14 protein-coding genes are annotated in these 15,205 nt (G+C 71.1%); 12 read left to right on the top strand and 2 right to left on the bottom strand.

The features are described from left to right. The first annotated feature begins 25 nt into the window (after positions 1-25). From OHU74_RS06300 to OHU74_RS06290, 3 genes are all read left to right on the top strand, one after another. Positions 26-643, top strand: coding sequence for a vitamin K epoxide reductase family protein (locus OHU74_RS06300; RefSeq protein ID WP_371614982.1), 618 nt, complete (start codon positions 26-28; stop codon positions 641-643). A gap of 53 nt (positions 644-696) precedes the next feature. Then, entirely contained in the window at positions 697-2,043 is a 1,347-nt protein-coding gene (locus tag OHU74_RS06295) for a replication-associated recombination protein A (RefSeq protein ID WP_371614981.1), read from the top strand. Positions 2,044-2,193: 150 nt separating this feature from the next. Next, positions 2,194-2,904 (top strand): HNH endonuclease family protein, encoded by a 711-nt coding sequence (locus tag OHU74_RS06290; protein ID WP_371614980.1) that lies wholly within the window; start codon positions 2,194-2,196, stop codon positions 2,902-2,904. Between the two features lie 7 nt (positions 2,905-2,911). On the opposite strand, the gene OHU74_RS06285 is transcribed toward OHU74_RS06290, so the two are convergent. Next, positions 2,912-3,802: a DUF2470 domain-containing protein gene (locus OHU74_RS06285; protein ID WP_371614979.1), complete on the bottom strand. Its 891-nt coding sequence runs from the start codon at positions 3,800-3,802 to the stop codon at positions 2,912-2,914. Positions 3,803-3,857: 55 nt separating this feature from the next. On the opposite strand from OHU74_RS06285, the gene rpsD reads away from it, so the two are divergent. Beyond that, positions 3,858-4,469: a 30S ribosomal protein S4 gene (gene rpsD / locus OHU74_RS06280; protein ID WP_008740451.1), complete on the top strand. Its 612-nt coding sequence runs from the start codon at positions 3,858-3,860 to the stop codon at positions 4,467-4,469. A gap of 33 nt (positions 4,470-4,502) precedes the next feature. Here the strand turns inward: rpsD and OHU74_RS06275 are convergent, their stop codons facing one another. Further along, positions 4,503-6,845 (bottom strand): AAA family ATPase, encoded by a 2,343-nt coding sequence (locus OHU74_RS06275; RefSeq protein WP_371614978.1) that lies wholly within the window; start codon positions 6,843-6,845, stop codon positions 4,503-4,505. A 158-nt stretch (positions 6,846-7,003) separates the two neighbouring features. Between OHU74_RS06275 and OHU74_RS06270 the strand changes: the two genes are divergently transcribed. From OHU74_RS06270 to aroC, 8 genes are all read left to right on the top strand, one after another. Continuing rightward, positions 7,004-7,453, top strand: a complete 450-nt coding sequence (locus tag OHU74_RS06270) for a DUF948 domain-containing protein (protein ID WP_371614977.1) — start codon at positions 7,004-7,006, stop codon at positions 7,451-7,453. A gap of 8 nt (positions 7,454-7,461) precedes the next feature. Continuing rightward, positions 7,462-7,797, top strand: a complete 336-nt coding sequence (locus OHU74_RS06265) for a DUF6167 family protein (protein ID WP_330295419.1) — start codon at positions 7,462-7,464, stop codon at positions 7,795-7,797. After that, positions 7,797-10,466, top strand: a complete 2,670-nt coding sequence (alaS, locus tag OHU74_RS06260; RefSeq protein WP_371614976.1) for an alanine--tRNA ligase — start codon at positions 7,797-7,799, stop codon at positions 10,464-10,466. Before OHU74_RS06265 ends, alaS begins: the two co-directional genes overlap by 1 nt. Further along, positions 10,466-10,936: a Holliday junction resolvase RuvX gene (gene ruvX, locus OHU74_RS06255; protein ID WP_330295417.1), complete on the top strand. Its 471-nt coding sequence runs from the start codon at positions 10,466-10,468 to the stop codon at positions 10,934-10,936. Before alaS ends, ruvX begins: the two co-directional genes overlap by 1 nt. A 127-nt stretch (positions 10,937-11,063) precedes the next feature. Beyond that, a complete protein-coding gene (gene mltG / locus OHU74_RS06250; RefSeq protein WP_371614975.1) occupies positions 11,064-12,815 on the top strand; it encodes an endolytic transglycosylase MltG in 1,752 nt (583 codons plus the stop codon). Positions 12,816-12,821: 6 nt separating this feature from the next. Continuing rightward, positions 12,822-13,646 (top strand): shikimate dehydrogenase, encoded by an 825-nt coding sequence (locus OHU74_RS06245; RefSeq protein WP_371614974.1) that lies wholly within the window; start codon positions 12,822-12,824, stop codon positions 13,644-13,646. A gap of 36 nt (positions 13,647-13,682) precedes the next feature. Then, positions 13,683-13,874, top strand: coding sequence for a hypothetical protein (locus OHU74_RS06240; protein WP_371614973.1), 192 nt, complete (start codon positions 13,683-13,685; stop codon positions 13,872-13,874). Between the two features lie 115 nt (positions 13,875-13,989). Beyond that, the gene (aroC, locus tag OHU74_RS06235) at positions 13,990-15,174 is read left to right on the top strand and encodes a chorismate synthase (protein ID WP_371614972.1); all 1,185 of its coding nucleotides are present in this window, start codon (positions 13,990-13,992) and stop codon (positions 15,172-15,174) included. Positions 15,175-15,205: the final 31 nt, after the last annotated feature.

Genomic DNA, 15,205 nt, shown 5'->3' with positions numbered 1-15,205 from the left:
ACCTTGACGATGTGGAGCGGGCGGTATGACGACACGAGGTACGGATGCGGACGCCGCTCCGCGGACCGCCGTCGGCGGCAGCCGGGCCCTGGCCCTGCTGCTGGTGATCACCGGAGCCGCGGGCCTGCTCGCCGCCTGGGTCATCACGATCGACAAGTTCAAGCTGCTGGAGGACCCGAACTTCACGCCGGGCTGCAGCCTCAACCCGATCGTGTCCTGCGGCAACATCATGAAGAGCGACCAGGCATCCGCCTTCGGGTTCCCGAACCCGATGCTGGGACTGGTCGCCTACGGCATGGTCGTCTGCGTCGGCATGAGCCTGCTCGCCCGCGCCCGCTTCCCGCGCTGGTACTGGCTGACCCTGAACGCCGGAATGCTCTTCGGCGTCGGCTTCTGCACCTGGCTGATGTACCAGTCGCTGTACAACATCAACTCGCTGTGCCTGTGGTGCTGCCTGGCCTGGGTCGCCACCATCGTCATGTTCTGGTACGTCACCTCGCACAACGTCCGCAACCGCATGCTGGGGGCCCCCGGCTGGCTGCGCGCCTTCTTCGACGAGTTCACGTGGGTGCTGCCCGTCCTGCACATCGGGATCATCGGAATGCTGATCCTGACCCGCTGGTGGGACTTCTGGACCTCCTGAGCGGGGCAGGCGTGACGGCCGGCCCTGTCGGTGGGCTCGCATAGGCTTCCGGTGTGGAACCAGATCTCTTCACCGCCGCCGCCGAGGACCGCCAGGCGAAGGACCCCTCCAGTTCTCCGCTCGCCGTCCGGATGCGCCCGCGCACCCTGGACGAGGTCGTCGGCCAGCAGCACCTGCTCAAGCCCGGCTCCCCGCTGCGGAGGCTCGTCGGCGAGGGGGACGGGGGTCCGGCCGGGGCTTCCTCGGTGATCCTGTGGGGTCCGCCGGGGATCGGGAAGACCACCCTCGCCTACGTGGTGAGCCAGGCGACCAAGAAGCGGTTCGTGGAGCTGTCCGCGATCACGGCGGGGGTCAAGGAGGTCCGGGCGGTCATCGAGGGCGCCAAGCGGGCGGCCGGCGGATACGGCAAGGACACCGTCCTCTTCCTCGACGAGATCCACCGCTTCAGCAAGGCGCAGCAGGACTCGCTGCTGCCGGCCGTGGAGAACCGCTGGGTCACCCTGATCGCCGCGACCACGGAGAACCCGTACTTCTCGATCATCTCCCCGCTGCTGTCGCGCTCCCTGCTGCTCACGCTGGAACCGCTGACGGACGACGACCTGCGCGCGCTGATGCACCGGGCGCTGACGGAGGAGCGGGGCCTGGGCGGCGCGGTGACGCTGCCCGAGGACGCCGAGGCGCACCTGCTGCGGATCGCGGGCGGCGACGCGCGGCGCGCGCTGACGGCGCTGGAGGCGGGCGCGGGCTCGGCGATCGCCAAGGGCGAACCGGAGATCACCCTCCAGACGGTGGAGGAGGCCGTCGACCGGGCGGCGGTCAAGTACGACCGGGACGGCGACCAGCACTACGACGTGGCGAGCGCGCTGATCAAGTCGATCCGCGGCTCGGACGTGGACGCGGCGCTGCACTATCTGGCACGGATGATCGAGGCGGGGGAGGACCCGCGGTTCATCGCGCGCCGGCTGATGATCTCGGCGAGCGAGGACATCGGGCTCGCGGATCCCACGGCCCTGCCGCTCGCGGTGGCGGCGGCCCAGGCGGTGGCGATGATCGGCTTCCCGGAGGCCTCGCTGACCCTGTCGCACGTGACGATCGCGCTGGCGCTGGCCCCGAAGTCGAATACCGCCACGACCGCGATCGGTGCGGCGCTGGCGGATGTCCGGGCCGGGCTGGCCGGGTCCGTGCCGACGCATTTGCGGGACGGGCACTACAAGGGCGCGGCGAAGCTGGGGCACGCGGTGGGGTACGTGTACCCGCACGACGTGCCGGGCGGTATTGCCGCGCAGCAGTACGCGCCGGACGAGATCCACGGCAAGCGGTACTACGAGCCGACGCGGTACGGGGCCGAAGCCCGATACGCGGACGTGGTGGAAAAGGTCCGCGAGCGGCTGCGGGGCTGAAAGATCGCCTCAATCGCCGGCGGGGCTGGATATTTTCCAGCCCCGCCGGCGATTGAGGCGGGAACGGTGGAAGGGTGGGTAGGGGACGGCTCCGCGCAGCGGCGTCGTGTCGGCCTCGCGGGGCGAGGCGGCCCGGCCTAGGCTCCGGGCATGGGACGCCGGGCTTCGCTCATCGCCGTGACGGCAGTACTGCTGCTCAGCGGGTGCCACCACGGGGACGCCGAGACGGCTCACGCCAGCGCCGCGGCGCTCCTCGCGGAGGCACCGCTCGCCAGTGCCGGGTTCCCCCCGAGCGCGGCCACCGCCAGGACGCAGCTGGCGAAGCTGAGCGTCGAGTGGGGCAAGAACTGGGAGACGTACAAGCGGGAGAACTTCGGCAGGTACTGGTCCGACGAGACGGATGCCGTCGGCGGGCGCAACGGGTGCGACACCCGGGACGACGTACTGCGAAGGGACCTCAGCGAGCTGCGGGAGGGCGACCGGAACCCCTGCGTGGTCGTGTCGGGGACGCTGCACGACCCGTACACGGGCAGGGAGCTCCCCTATTACTACCGGCGCGCCTCGCAGATCCAGACCGACCACGTCGTCGCCCTCGGCGCCGCCTGGCGCGCGGGCGCGTACGCCTGGACCCCGGAGCGCAGACTGGCGTACGCCAACGACCTCGACGTGCTGCTCGCCGTCGACAAGCAGACCAACTACGAGAAGAGCAGCAAGACCGCCGACAAGTGGAAACCGCCGGTCAAGAGCTACTGGTGCGAGTACGCGCGGCGCTACACGGGGATCAAGGCGAAGTACGGGCTGTCGGTGACCCCGCCGGAGAAGGAAGCGCTGCGGGAGATGCTGGGCACCTGTCCGGCCTAGGGACCACCTAGGCGAAGAGGGTGCGCATCGCCCGGCGCAGTCCGCAGACGTCGCCGACCGGCTCGGGGAAGTCGAAGCGGGCGTCGAAGGCGGTGGCCCCGCGGGTGAAGCGCACCCGCAGGCCGAGGCGGTCCAGCGCGAGGGGGACCGCCTTCAGGTCCGCGCCCTCGCCCCGCGCGCCGAGCAGCGCGCACAGCTCGCCCATCCGGTCGCCGTGCGAGGCGGCCAGGTGCTGGAGGATCTCCGCCTCGTGGGCCGTCATCGGGTCCGGCTCGGCCGCGGCCAGCAGCTCGGGGTCCACGTGCTCGGCGCCCCACAGGTCGTCCACCGAGATCTCGCCGACCTCCAGGCGCAGCAGCATCCACGCGGGCCGGCCGGCGTAAGGGATGTCGAGCGAATCGGACATTGCGAGCAGCTCCCCGACCGGGTGACGCTCGGCCATCAGGGCCGCGCAGGCCGCCCGGTCGGCGGCGTCGCGCACGGGAGTGAGCCACCCGGCGAGCCACGCGCGGCCTCGGATACGATGGGGCACGGACACCGGCGCCACATCCGTGATCTCGATCACGGCGGTGAGGTCGTCGTCCTGGGCGTGAGCGGCTGCCCTGGCAGCCGCGGATTCCCCTGATACCAGGAGAATCACGTCCCCGTCCGGGGTGACGGTCCTTGCGGCCGGCACCCCTGTTCCGAGCTCTCCTTGGTCCAAAGCACCTGGGAGCGTGAGGGATACTGAGGCGTTGGACTCTACGAGGGTTCGTACGCGTTCGGCTCCGGTGAGCTGCCGAACGCCTTCCCTGGGACGCGGCTGACCCTGCCAATCGTCATCGAAAGCAGATCCTGTTTCGTTTGGATCTGAACTTCGATGCGCACTGGGCAGGGGGATCCCATGTGGTCGAGACATTACGTCCTCCTCGCTAAGGTAAGCCTCACCTAACTTACATGGAGGTAGGTTCCACGTGAACCAGAAGCGACCCAAGGTCAAGAAGTCGCGTGCCCTCGGCATTGCGCTGACCCCGAAGGCCGTCAAGTACTTCGAGGCCCGCCCCTACCCGCCGGGCGAGCACGGCCGTGGCCGCAAGCAGAACTCGGACTACAAGGTTCGTCTGCTGGAGAAGCAGCGTCTGCGCGCTCAGTACGACATCTCTGAGCGTCAGATGGCCCGCGCGTACGACCGCGCCAAGAAGGCCGAAGGCAAGACGGGCGAGGCGCTGGTCGTCGAGCTCGAGCGTCGCCTCGACGCCCTGGTCCTGCGTTCGGGCATCGCCCGCACCATCTACCAGGCTCGCCAGATGGTCGTTCACGGCCACATCGAGGTCAACGGCGACAAGGTCGACAAGCCGTCGTTCCGCGTCCGTCCGGACGACGTCATCACGGTGCGCGAGCGCAGCCGCGAGAAGGTTCCGTTCCAGGTTGCCCGTGAGGGTGGCTACGCAGGCGAGGGCGAGACCCCCCGTTACCTGCAGGTCAACCTGAAGGCCCTGGCCTTCCGCCTGGACCGCGACCCGAACCGCAAGGAAATCCCGGTCATCTGCGACGAGCAGCTCGTCGTCGAGTACTACGCCCGCTGATCTCGTACCAGCGGACGTAGCCTCACAGGCTGGTCAGCCCGCCGGTTCCCCCTTGGGGGAGCCGGCGGGTTTCCTGCTTCTCGGGAACCCCGTCGCAGCCCCGTCCGTCGTACGGGGCCTCGGCAGCGGGGCCGCGCTCCTCGGCGCGGGCGCCGGCTCGGGCCCCCGCAGGGCCCGCTCCACCAGCGCGTCCACCGACAGAGTCCGCCCGTGCCGGGCGCAGGACGCGTACCGCTCCGTGCCCAGCAGCTCGCCCGCCCGCTCCTGGCACATCAGGCGCGGGGCGTTGAAGTACCCCGAGCCGAAGAGCTGCATCCCCACCCCGTCCCACATCGGCTCGGCCGCGCCCTGGAGCACGGCCGCCTCCGCGGGATGCCCCTCGGCCACCGTGACCAGTGCCAGCAGTTCCACCGCCAGCACCAGCCCCACCAGGTCCCGGAAGGTGTGGTTGATCGCCACGCACTCGCCCAGCAGCCGCCGCGCCCCGGCCGGGTCGCCCGAGTCCAGGGCCGCGTAGGCCAGGACGTACAGGGCGTAGGCCTTCGTCCAGCGCTCCCCGCGCTCCTCGCAGATGTCCCGGACCTCCTCGCACAGCGCGAGCGCGCCCGCCGGCTCGCCCTGGAAGGCCAGCGTCATCGCCAGTTCCACCTGGCACATCAGTACGTTGCTGTTCAGCTCCCCGGCCTCCCGGTAGCGCTCCAGCGCCCCGCCCAGCAGCTCCCGGGCCCGGACCATGTCGTCCGAGATCAGCGCCAGGCAGCCCATCCGGTGCACCGCGTACGCCGCCGCCACCGGGTTCCCGCTCTGCGCGGCCCCGTCCCGGCACTCGTACAGGGCGCTCATCGAGGCCACCGCGTCGCCCTGCAGCGCCGCCACGTACCCCAGCACCCACAGGGCCTTCAGTCGCGAGCCCTCGTACTCCCGGTCCGGGTCCGAAGGGCCGGCGAGGCCCAGCCCGAGCTCCAGGCTCAGGTCCGGCCCGAGGTCCAGCTCCGAGAGGTCGAGGCCGTGCCCGGGGCCGCCCTCCAGGGTCCGGTCCAGCCAGTGGCGGCCCTCGGCGAGCCGGCCGCAGCCCGCCCAGTAGAACCAGAGGGTGCCCGCCAGGTACTGGCCGAGGTGGATCTCCTCCGGCTCGTCCAGGCAGCACTCCAGGGCGAGCCGCAGGTTCGCCAGCTCCGCCTCCACCAGCGCGGCCACCTCCTGCTGGCGCGGGCTGAACCAGTCCAGCTCGCACCAGGTCGCCAGACCCATGTACCAGTCCCGGTGCCTGCGCCGCAGCCGGGTGGCGTCGCCCAGCGACTCCAGCCAGCCCGCCCCGTAGATCCGTACGGTCTCCAGCATCCGGTAGCGCACCCCGGCCGCCGTCTCCTCCCGGACCAGCAGGGACTGGCCCAGCAGCTCCCCGACCAGGTCCAGCACCGAGTCCACCGGCAGGTCCGGGCCCGCGCACACGTACTCGGCGGCGTCCAGGTCGAACTGCCCTGCGAAGACCGACAGCCGGGCCCACAGCAGCCGCTCCCCGGCCGTGCACAGCTCATGGCTCCAGCCGATCGCCGTCCGCAGCGCCCGGTGCCGGGGCAGCGCCCCGCGCCCGCCGCCCGTCAGCAGGCCGAAGCGGTCCTCCAGCCGGGACAGCACCTGGGAGGGGGACAGCGTGCGCAGCCGGCCCGCCGCCAGCTCCAGGGCCAGGGGCAGGCCGTCGAGGCGGACGCACAGCTCGGCCAGGACCGCCCGGTCGGCCTCCGTCGGGGCGAAGCCCGGGTCGGCCGACGCGGCCCGCTCGGTCAGCAGGGCCAGCGCCTCGTCGGGGGCCAGCGGGGCCAGCGGCCAGGACAGCTCCCCGTCGAGGGTCAGCGGGCGCCGGCCGGCCGCCAGCACCCGCAGGCCGGGGGAGCGGCGCAGCAGTTCCCGTACCAGGGCCGCGGTCTCGTCGACCAGCTGCTCGAAGCCGTCCAGGACCAGCAGCAGCCGCCGCTCGGCCAGGTGTTCGGCGAGCACGGTGCGCAGCGGCCGGGTGGTGTGGTCGGTCAGGCCCAGCGACTCCGCGATGGTCAGCTCCAGCAGCGCGGGATCCCGTACGCAGGCCAGCTCGGCCAGCCACACGCCGTCGCAGTAGCGTTCCTGCGCCGGGCCGGCCGACCCGGCCGGGCCGTCGGGGTCCGCAGGACCGGCCTCCGCCGCCGCCTCGGCCGCCGCCCTGGCCGCGGCCAGCACCAGCCGGGTCTTGCCGACACCGCCCGCGCCGGTCACCGTGACCAGCCGCGAGGAATCCAGCAGTCGCCCCAGCTCGGCGAGTTCGACACCCCGCCCGACGAAGCCGCTCAGGTCCGAGGGAAGATTGCCCGGCGTCCTGTGTCCATGGGGTCTGTGTCGCATGGGACACGGAGGGTACTCGTCCGCATGCTCTGGGTACAAGGCGGGTCCGGGCCGCCGGGCCGCGTCCGGGAATTCCGGTACTGCGGCGGATCTCCGGCGCGATAGGGTCGGAGGACGACTTTTTCGCTTAGTGATCAATGTGTAGAGAGCGGTGTGACGTGTCCGGTGGAGAGGTGGCCGGGATCCTCGTGGCCGTCTTCTGGGCCATTCTGGTCTCCTTCCTCGCCGTGGTGCTGGTGAGGCTGGCCCAGGTGCTCAAGGCGACCACGAAGCTCGTGGCCGACGTGACCGACGAGGCCGTCCCGCTGCTCGCGGACGCCTCCACCACCGTCCGCTCCGCCCGCACCCAGCTGGACCGGGTCGACGCCATCGCGAGCGACGTCCAGGAAGTCACCTCCAACGCCTCCGCGCTGTCCTCCACCGTCGCGTCCACCTTCGGCGGCCCGCTCGTGAAGGTCGCGGCCTTCGGCTACGGCGTCCGCAAGGCGCTGGGCAAGGGCGGCGCGCCCGGCGCAGGCTCCGAGGACGTGCCGCGCAGGACCGCGCGACGTACCGTGATCGTTGGCCGTACGGTGCCGTCGCCCCGGCGCCGGAAGCAGAAGGGCTGATCCTGCCGATGTTCCGCCGAGCCTTCTGGTTCACCGCCGGCGCAGCCGCCGGCGTGTGGGCCACCACCAAGGTCAACCGGCAGCTCAAGAAGCTGACCCCGGAGAGCCTCGCCGCGCAGGCCGCCGACAAGGCGGTCGAAGCGGGGCACCGCCTCAAGGACTTCGCCCTCGACGTCAAGGCGGGAATGTCGCAGCGCGAGGACGAGCTGAACGACGCACTGGGACTCCACCAGGATCCCGACCGGCCCGACAACGTCACCGCCCTTCCCGGGCCGCGGCGGCTGCGGGCCATCGAGCACGGCCAGACCAATACGTTTACGTACAACCGGAATGAGGACCACTGATGGAGTCGGCTGAAATTCGCCGCCGCTGGCTGAGCTTCTTCGAGGAGCGCGGTCACACCGTTGTCCCTTCGGCGTCGCTCATCGCGGACGACCCGACTCTGCTGCTGGTGCCCGCGGGCATGGTCCCCTTCAAGCCGTACTTCCTCGGCGAGGTCAAGCCGCCCGCGGCCACGCTCACCAGCGTGCAGAAGTGCGTCCGTACGCCGGACATCGAAGAGGTCGGCAAGACCACCCGCCACGGCACGTTCTTCCAGATGTGCGGCAACTTCTCTTTCGGGGACTACTTCAAGGAAGGCGCCATCAAGTACGCCTGGGAGCTGCTCACCAGCTCCGTGGCGGACGGCGGCTACGGCCTGGAGCCCGAGAAGCTCTGGATCACGGTCTACCTCGACGACGACGAGGCCGAGGCCATCTGGCGCGACAAGGTCGGCGTCCCGCAGGAGCGCATCCAGCGCCTGGGCAAGAAGGACAACTTCTGGTCCATGGGCGTCCCGGGCCCCTGCGGTCCCTGCTCGGAGATCAACTACGACCGCGGCCCCGAGTTCGGCGTCGAGGGCGGCCCCGCCGTCAACGACGAGCGCTACGTGGAGATCTGGAACCTGGTCTTCATGCAGTACGAGCGCGGCGCCGGCGACGGGAAGGAAGACTTCCCGATCCTCGGCGACCTGCCGTCGAAGAACATCGACACCGGCCTCGGCCTCGAGCGCCTCGCCATGATCCTGCAGGGCGTACAGAACATGTACGAGACCGACACCCTGCGCGTGGTGATGGACAAGGCCACCGAGCTGACCGGCGTGCAGTACGGCGCCGCCCAGGGCACGGACGTCTCCCTGCGCGTGGTCGCCGACCACATCCGCACCTCCGCCATGCTCATCGGCGACGGCGTCACCCCCGGCAACGAGGGCCGCGGCTACGTGCTGCGCCGCATCATGCGCCGCGCCATCCGCAACATGCGCCTCATGGGCGCCACCGGCCCGGTGATCCAGGAGCTCGTCGACGTCGTGATCAACACGATGGGGCAGCAGTACCCGGAGCTCGTGACCGACCGCAAGCGCATCGAGACCGTCGCGCTCGCCGAAGAGGCCGCCTTCGTGAAGGCCCTGCGCGGCGGCACGAACATCCTCGACACCGCCATCACCGAGACCAAGGCCACCGGTGGCTCGGTCCTCGCCGGCGACAAGGCGTTCCTGCTCCACGACACCTGGGGCTTCCCGATCGACCTGACCCTGGAGATGGCCGCCGAACAGGGCCTCTCCGTGGACCAGGACGGCTTCCGCCGCCTGATGCAGGAGCAGAAGGACAAGGCCAAGGCCGACGCCAAGGCCAAGAAGACCGGTCACGCGGACATGTCCGCCTACCGGGAGATCGCCGACGGCTCCGGCGCCACCGAGTTCACCGGCTACGCCACCAACCAGGGCGAATCCACCATCGTCGGCCTCCTGGTCAACGGCGTCTCCTCGCCCGCCGCCTCCGAGGGCGACGAGGTCGAGGTCGTCCTCGACCGCACCCCCTTCTACGCCGAGGGCGGCGGCCAGCTCGCCGACCAGGGCCGCATCAAGCTCGACTCCGGCGCCATCATCGAGATCCGCGACGTCCAGCAGCCGGTCCCCGGTGTCTCCGTGCACAAGGGCTCCGTCCAGGTCGGCGAGGTGACCGTCGGCGCTTCCGCCTACGCCGCCATCGACGTGAACCGCCGTCGGGCCATCGCCCGCGCCCACTCGGCCACGCACCTCACCCACCAGGCGCTGCGCGACGCCCTCGGCCCGACGGCCGCCCAGGCCGGCTCCGAGAACTCGCCCGGCCGCTTCCGCTTCGACTTCGGCTCGCCGAACGCCGTCCCCGGCTCGGTCCTCACCGACGTGGAGCAGAAGATCAACGACGTGCTCTCCCGGGAGCTCGACGTCACCGCCGAGATCCTGAGCATCGACGAGGCGAAGAAGCAGGGCGCCATCGCCGAATTCGGCGAGAAGTACGGCGAGCGCGTGCGCGTCGTCACCATCGGCGACTTCTCCAAGGAGCTGTGCGGCGGCACCCACGTGGCGAACACCAGCCAGCTCGGCCTGGTGAAGCTGCTCGGCGAGTCCTCCATCGGCTCCGGCGTGCGCCGCGTCGAAGCCCTCGTCGGCGTGGACGCGTACAACTTCCTCGCCAAGGAGCACACGGTCGTCGCCCAGCTCCAGGAGCTGGTCAAGGGCCGTCCGGAGGAGCTGCCGGAGAAGATCGCCTCCATGCTCGGCAAGCTGAAGGACGCCGAGAAGGAGATCGAGAAGTTCCGCGCGGAGAAGGTCCTCCAGGCCGCCGCCGGCCTCGCCGCCGGCGCCCAGGACGTCCGCGGCGTGGCCGTGGTCACCGGCCAGGTGCCGGACGGCACCGGCGCCGACGACCTGCGCAAGCTGGTCCTCGACGTCCGCGGGCGCATCCAGGGCGACCGCCCGTGCGTGGTCGCGCTCTTCACCACCGCCAACGACCGTCCGCTGACCGTCATCGCCACCAACGAGGCGGCCCGCGAGCGCGGCCTCAAGGCCGGCGACCTGGTCCGCACGGCCGCCAAGACCCTCGGGGGCGGCGGCGGCGGCAAGCCCGACGTGGCCCAGGGCGGCGGCCAGAACCCGGCCGCCATCGGCGACGCCATCGCGGCCGTCGAGCGCCTCGTGGGGGAGACCGCCTGATGACGCTGCGCCGCGGCCGCCGACTGGCCATCGATGTCGGGGACGCCCGGATCGGGGTCGCCTCGTGCGACCCTGACGGGGTGTTGGCCACACCGGTGGAAACCGTCCCGGGCCGGGACATTCCTTTCGCCCACCGGCGGCTGCGGCAGCTCGTCGAGGAGTACGACCCCATCGAGGTGGTGGTCGGCCTGCCCCGCTCGCTCAGCGGGCGGGAGGGGCCGGCGGCCGCCAAGTGCCGGGCCTTCGCCATGGAACTCGCCAAGGGCATCAAGCCCGTGACGGTCCGCCTGGTCGACGAGCGGATGACCACAGTCACCGCGGCCGCGGGCCTGCGGGCCTCGGGGCGCAACGCGAAGAAGGGCCGCTCGGTCATCGACCAGGCGGCCGCGGTGGTGATCCTCCAGAACGCTCTGGAGACCGAACGGGTATCAGGTAATCCGCCCGGTGAGTGCGTCGAAGTGGTTGTCTGATCGCGATACGGTAACGTTCCGCGCGAAGTGGCGGCATTCGAACAGCCGTCGCCCACCAGCAGAGGCGGAACAGGGTGCCGCGGCGGAAAGCGCCGCGGCCAACGCCCCGCGGCGCGCTAGGGGATCGATGACTGAGTATGGCGGGGGCCCCAACCCCCAACCGTGGCACCCCGATGATCCCCTTTACGGGGACCAGGGGTGGACCGGGCATGCGGCCCAGCAGGGTCAGCCGCCCTACGTCGACGACCTGCAGCAGCAGCCCCAGCACCCTCACTACCCGCAGCAGCAGCCGCAGCACCCCCAGTACGTGCAGCAGCAGCACCCGGGCCAGTACCAGCAGGCTCCGTACCCGCAGGCCCCGCAGCACCAACAACCACAGCAGCACCAGCAGCAGCCCCAGTACGTCCAGCAGGTCCCGCACCCGCAGCAGCAGGCGCCCCAGCAGCACCAGGAGACGTACGGGGGCCAGATCTGGGACACGGGCCAGGCCCAGTACGTGGGCGTGGCCCAGGCCACCGACCCGTACGCGGGGGCGGACCCGTACGCCCAGCAGCAGGCCGGCGGTTACCCCGGCGAGACCCCCGACCTCTACGGCACCCCCGACGCCTACCCGCCGCCGCGGCCCCCGGGCCGTCGGCACCTGGAGCCCGAGGCCCAGTGGCAGGACGAGGACGTCAAGACCGACGAGGCCGAGGACTCCTTCCTGGGCGGCGGCGGACGCGACGGGGACGACGACGGGGACGACGGCGGCTCCGGCGGCCGCCGCTCGGGCCGTTCCGGCGGCAAGCCGAAGAAGCGCAGCGGCATGGCCTGCCTCATCGCGGCCGTGGTCATCGTGGGCGTGCTCGGCGGTGGCGGCTACTACGGCTACACCTACCTCAAGGGCAAGTTCGGCGCGGCCGAGGACTTCGCGGGCTCCGGCACGGACGAGACCGTGGACGTGGAGATCCCCAAGGGTGCCGGCCTGGGCCAGATGGGCCGGATCCTCAAGGACAAGGGCGTCGTCGCGAGCGCCCAGGCCTTCGTGAACGCGGCCAACGCCGACCCCAAGGGCAAGTCGATCCAGCCGGGCATCTATCCGCTCAAGAAGAAGATGTCGGCGGCTTCCGTGGTCGCGTTGATGACGGACCCGACCAAGCTCCGGGTGATCACCGTCACCGAGGGCATGCGCAACGCGACGGTCTACAAGGCGATCGACGAGAAGCTCAACAAGCCCGCGGGCACCACGGAAGGCATCGCCAAGAGCGAGGTCAAGAACCTCGGCCTGCCGGCGTGGGCGAACAACGACCCGAAGATCATGGACCCGCTCGAGGGCTTCCTGTACCCGATGCGGTACGACCTGACCAACGCCAGCACCCCCGAGTCCCTGCTCAAGCAGATGGTCAAGAACGCGACCGACAAGTACACGGAGCTCGGCGTCGAGGGCAAGGCCAAGAGCCTGGGCCTGCAGAACCCGCTCCAGGTCATCACGGTCGCCAGCCTCGTCAACGCCGAGGGCAAGAACCACGACGACTTCCGGAAGATGTCGGAGGTGGTCTACAACCGCCTCAAGAAGACCAACGACGTCACCAACCAGAAGATCGAGTTCGACTCGACGTACAACTACATCAAGAACCAGAGCGAGATCAACTTCAATCTCAAGGAAGCCCAGGCCTTCGACCACCCGTACAACACGCACCACGTCAAGGGACTGCCCCCGGGCCCGATCGGGAACCCGAGCGCGGACGCGGTGAGCGCTACGCTCGACCCGGACCACGGCGGCTGGATGTTCTTCGTGTCGGTCGACGGCAACAAGACGACCTTCACCAAGACCTACGAGGAACACCTCAAGCTCGTCGCCGAGTTCCAGGAACGGCAGAAGCAGAAGAACGGCGGGTAGCAGGACATGTCACGGATACGGGCCGCGGTGCTGGGTTCTCCCATCGAGCACTCCCTCTCACCGGTGCTGCACCGCGCCGCGTACCGGGAGCTCGGCCTCGACGACTGGTCGTACGACCGCTTCGAAGTCGACGAGGCCGCGCTCCCGGAGTTCATCGCGGGACTCGGCCCCGAATGGGCCGGGCTGTCGCTGACCATGCCGCTCAAGCGGGCGGTCATCCCGCTGCTCGACGGCATCAGCGACACCGCCGCCTCCGTCGAGGCGGTCAACACGGTCGTCTTCACCGAGGACGGCCGCCGGGTCGGCGACAACACCGACATCCCCGGGCTGCTGTCCGCCCTGCGCGAGCAGGGCGTGGAGAAGGTGGAGTCGGCGGCCGTCCTCGGCGCGGGCGCCACCGCCTCCTCGGCGCTGGCCGCGCTCGCGCGGATCTGCACCGGCGAGGTCACCGCGTACGTACGCTCCGCGGCCCGGGCCGCGGAGATGCGGGAGTGGGGCGAGCGGCTCGGCGTCGACGTGCGGACGGCCGACTGGGCGGACGCCGCGCAGGCGCTGAGCGCGCCGCTGGTCATCGCGACCACCCCGGCCGGCTCCACGGACGCCCTGGCCGGCGCCGTGCCCGCCCGGCCCGGCACGCTCTTCGACGTCCTCTACGACCCCTGGCCGACCGCCCTCGCGGCGGCCTGGTCCGGTCGCGGGGGCAAGCTCCTCGGCGGCCTGGACCTGCTGGTCCACCAGGCCGTGCTCCAGGTCGAGCAGATGACGGGACGCCCCGACGTCCCGCTCGCGGCCCTGAGGGCCGCCGGAGAGCGGGCGCTCGCCGCGCGTTAGGCTCCTCACCTGCCACAACGGGGTTGAGGGGGGTACGTGGACGGGATCGTCACGGGTCAGGTGCTGGCGTCGAGGTGGGACGCCGTGTACGGGGTGGGGGTCTTCCTTCGCGTCTTGTTCGGCACGCTGCCCGCCTGGGCGAAGTGGATCATCTCCGGGCTGCTCGGCGCCGCGGCCCTCTGGGAGGGCTACCGGTGGTGGTCCCGGCGCCGGGAAGCCGTCCGATAGCTGGACCGAGGGGGGTTTCGCGGCCTGGACATGGGAGGATCGGGGGCGAAGGCGGGTCCGGGCCGCGCACCCGATCGCGCCATCGCTGGATCAGGCGCGAGCATGAGGAGCATCGTTGAGCAGGTTGCGTTGGCTGACGGCCGGAGAATCGCACGGCCCGGCGCTGGTGGCGACGCTGGAGGGTCTTCCCGCCGGCGTCCCGGTCACCACAGAGCTGGTGGCCGAACACCTGGCCCGGCGTCGGCTCGGCTACGGCCGAGGTGCCCGGATGAAGTTCGAGCAGGACGAGATCACCTTCCTCGGCGGTGTTCGCCACGGGCTCTCGCAGGGTTCGCCGGTCGCCGTCATGATCGGCAACACCGAGTGGCCCAAGTGGGAGACCGTCATGTCGGCCGACCCGGTCGACCCCTCGCTGCTCAAGGAGACGGGCCGCAACGCGGCGCTGACCCGACCCCGCCCCGGCCACGCCGACCTCGCGGGCATGCAGAAGTACGGCTTCTCCGAGGCCCGGCCGATCCTGGAGCGCGCCAGCGCCCGTGAGACCGCCGCCCGCGTGGCCCTCGGTGCCATCGCGCGCTCCTTCATCAAGGAGGTCGCGGGCATCGAGATCGTCTCCCACGTGGTGGAGCTGGCCTCCGCCAAGGCCCCGTACGGGGTCTACCCGACCCTCGCCGACGTCGAGAAGCTCGACGCCGACCCGGTGCGCTGCCTCGACGCCGACGCGTCGAAGCAGATGGTCGCGGAGATCGACCAGGCCCACAAGGACGGCGACACCCTCGGCGGAGTCGTCGAGGTCCTCGCCTACGGCGTGCCCGTCGGCCTCGGCTCGCACGTGCACTGGGACCGCCGTCTCGACGCGCGCCTCGCGGCCGCGCTCATGGGCATCCAGGCCATCAAGGGCGTCGAGGTCGGCGACGGCTTCGACCTGGCCCGCGTGCCCGGCTCGCAGGCGCACGACGAGATCGTCTCCACCCCTGAGGGCCTCAAGCGCACCACGGGCCGCTCCGGCGGTACCGAGGGCGGTCTGACCACCGGTGAGCTGCTGCGCGTCCGCGCCGCCATGAAGCCGATCGCCACCGTGCCCAAGGCCCTGGCGACCGTGGACGTGGCCACCGGCGAGGCCACCGTCGCGCACCACCAGCGCTCCGACGTCTGTGCCGTGCCCGCCGCGGGCATCGTCGCCGAGGCCATGGTCGCCCTGGTGCTGGCCGACGCCGTCGTGGAGAAGTTCGGTGGCGACTCGGTCCCCGAGACCCGCCGCAACGTCCAGTCGTACCTCGACAACCTCCAGATCCGGTGACGGGCACCCCCGCAACCCCCGCGACCGGACC

Source organism: Streptomyces sp. NBC_00454, assembly GCF_041434015.1.
GTDB lineage: Bacteria > Actinomycetota > Actinomycetes > Streptomycetales > Streptomycetaceae > Streptomyces.
Note: the sequence above shows the minus strand (reverse complement) of the source record. Positions and strands in the feature narration are given on the sequence as shown.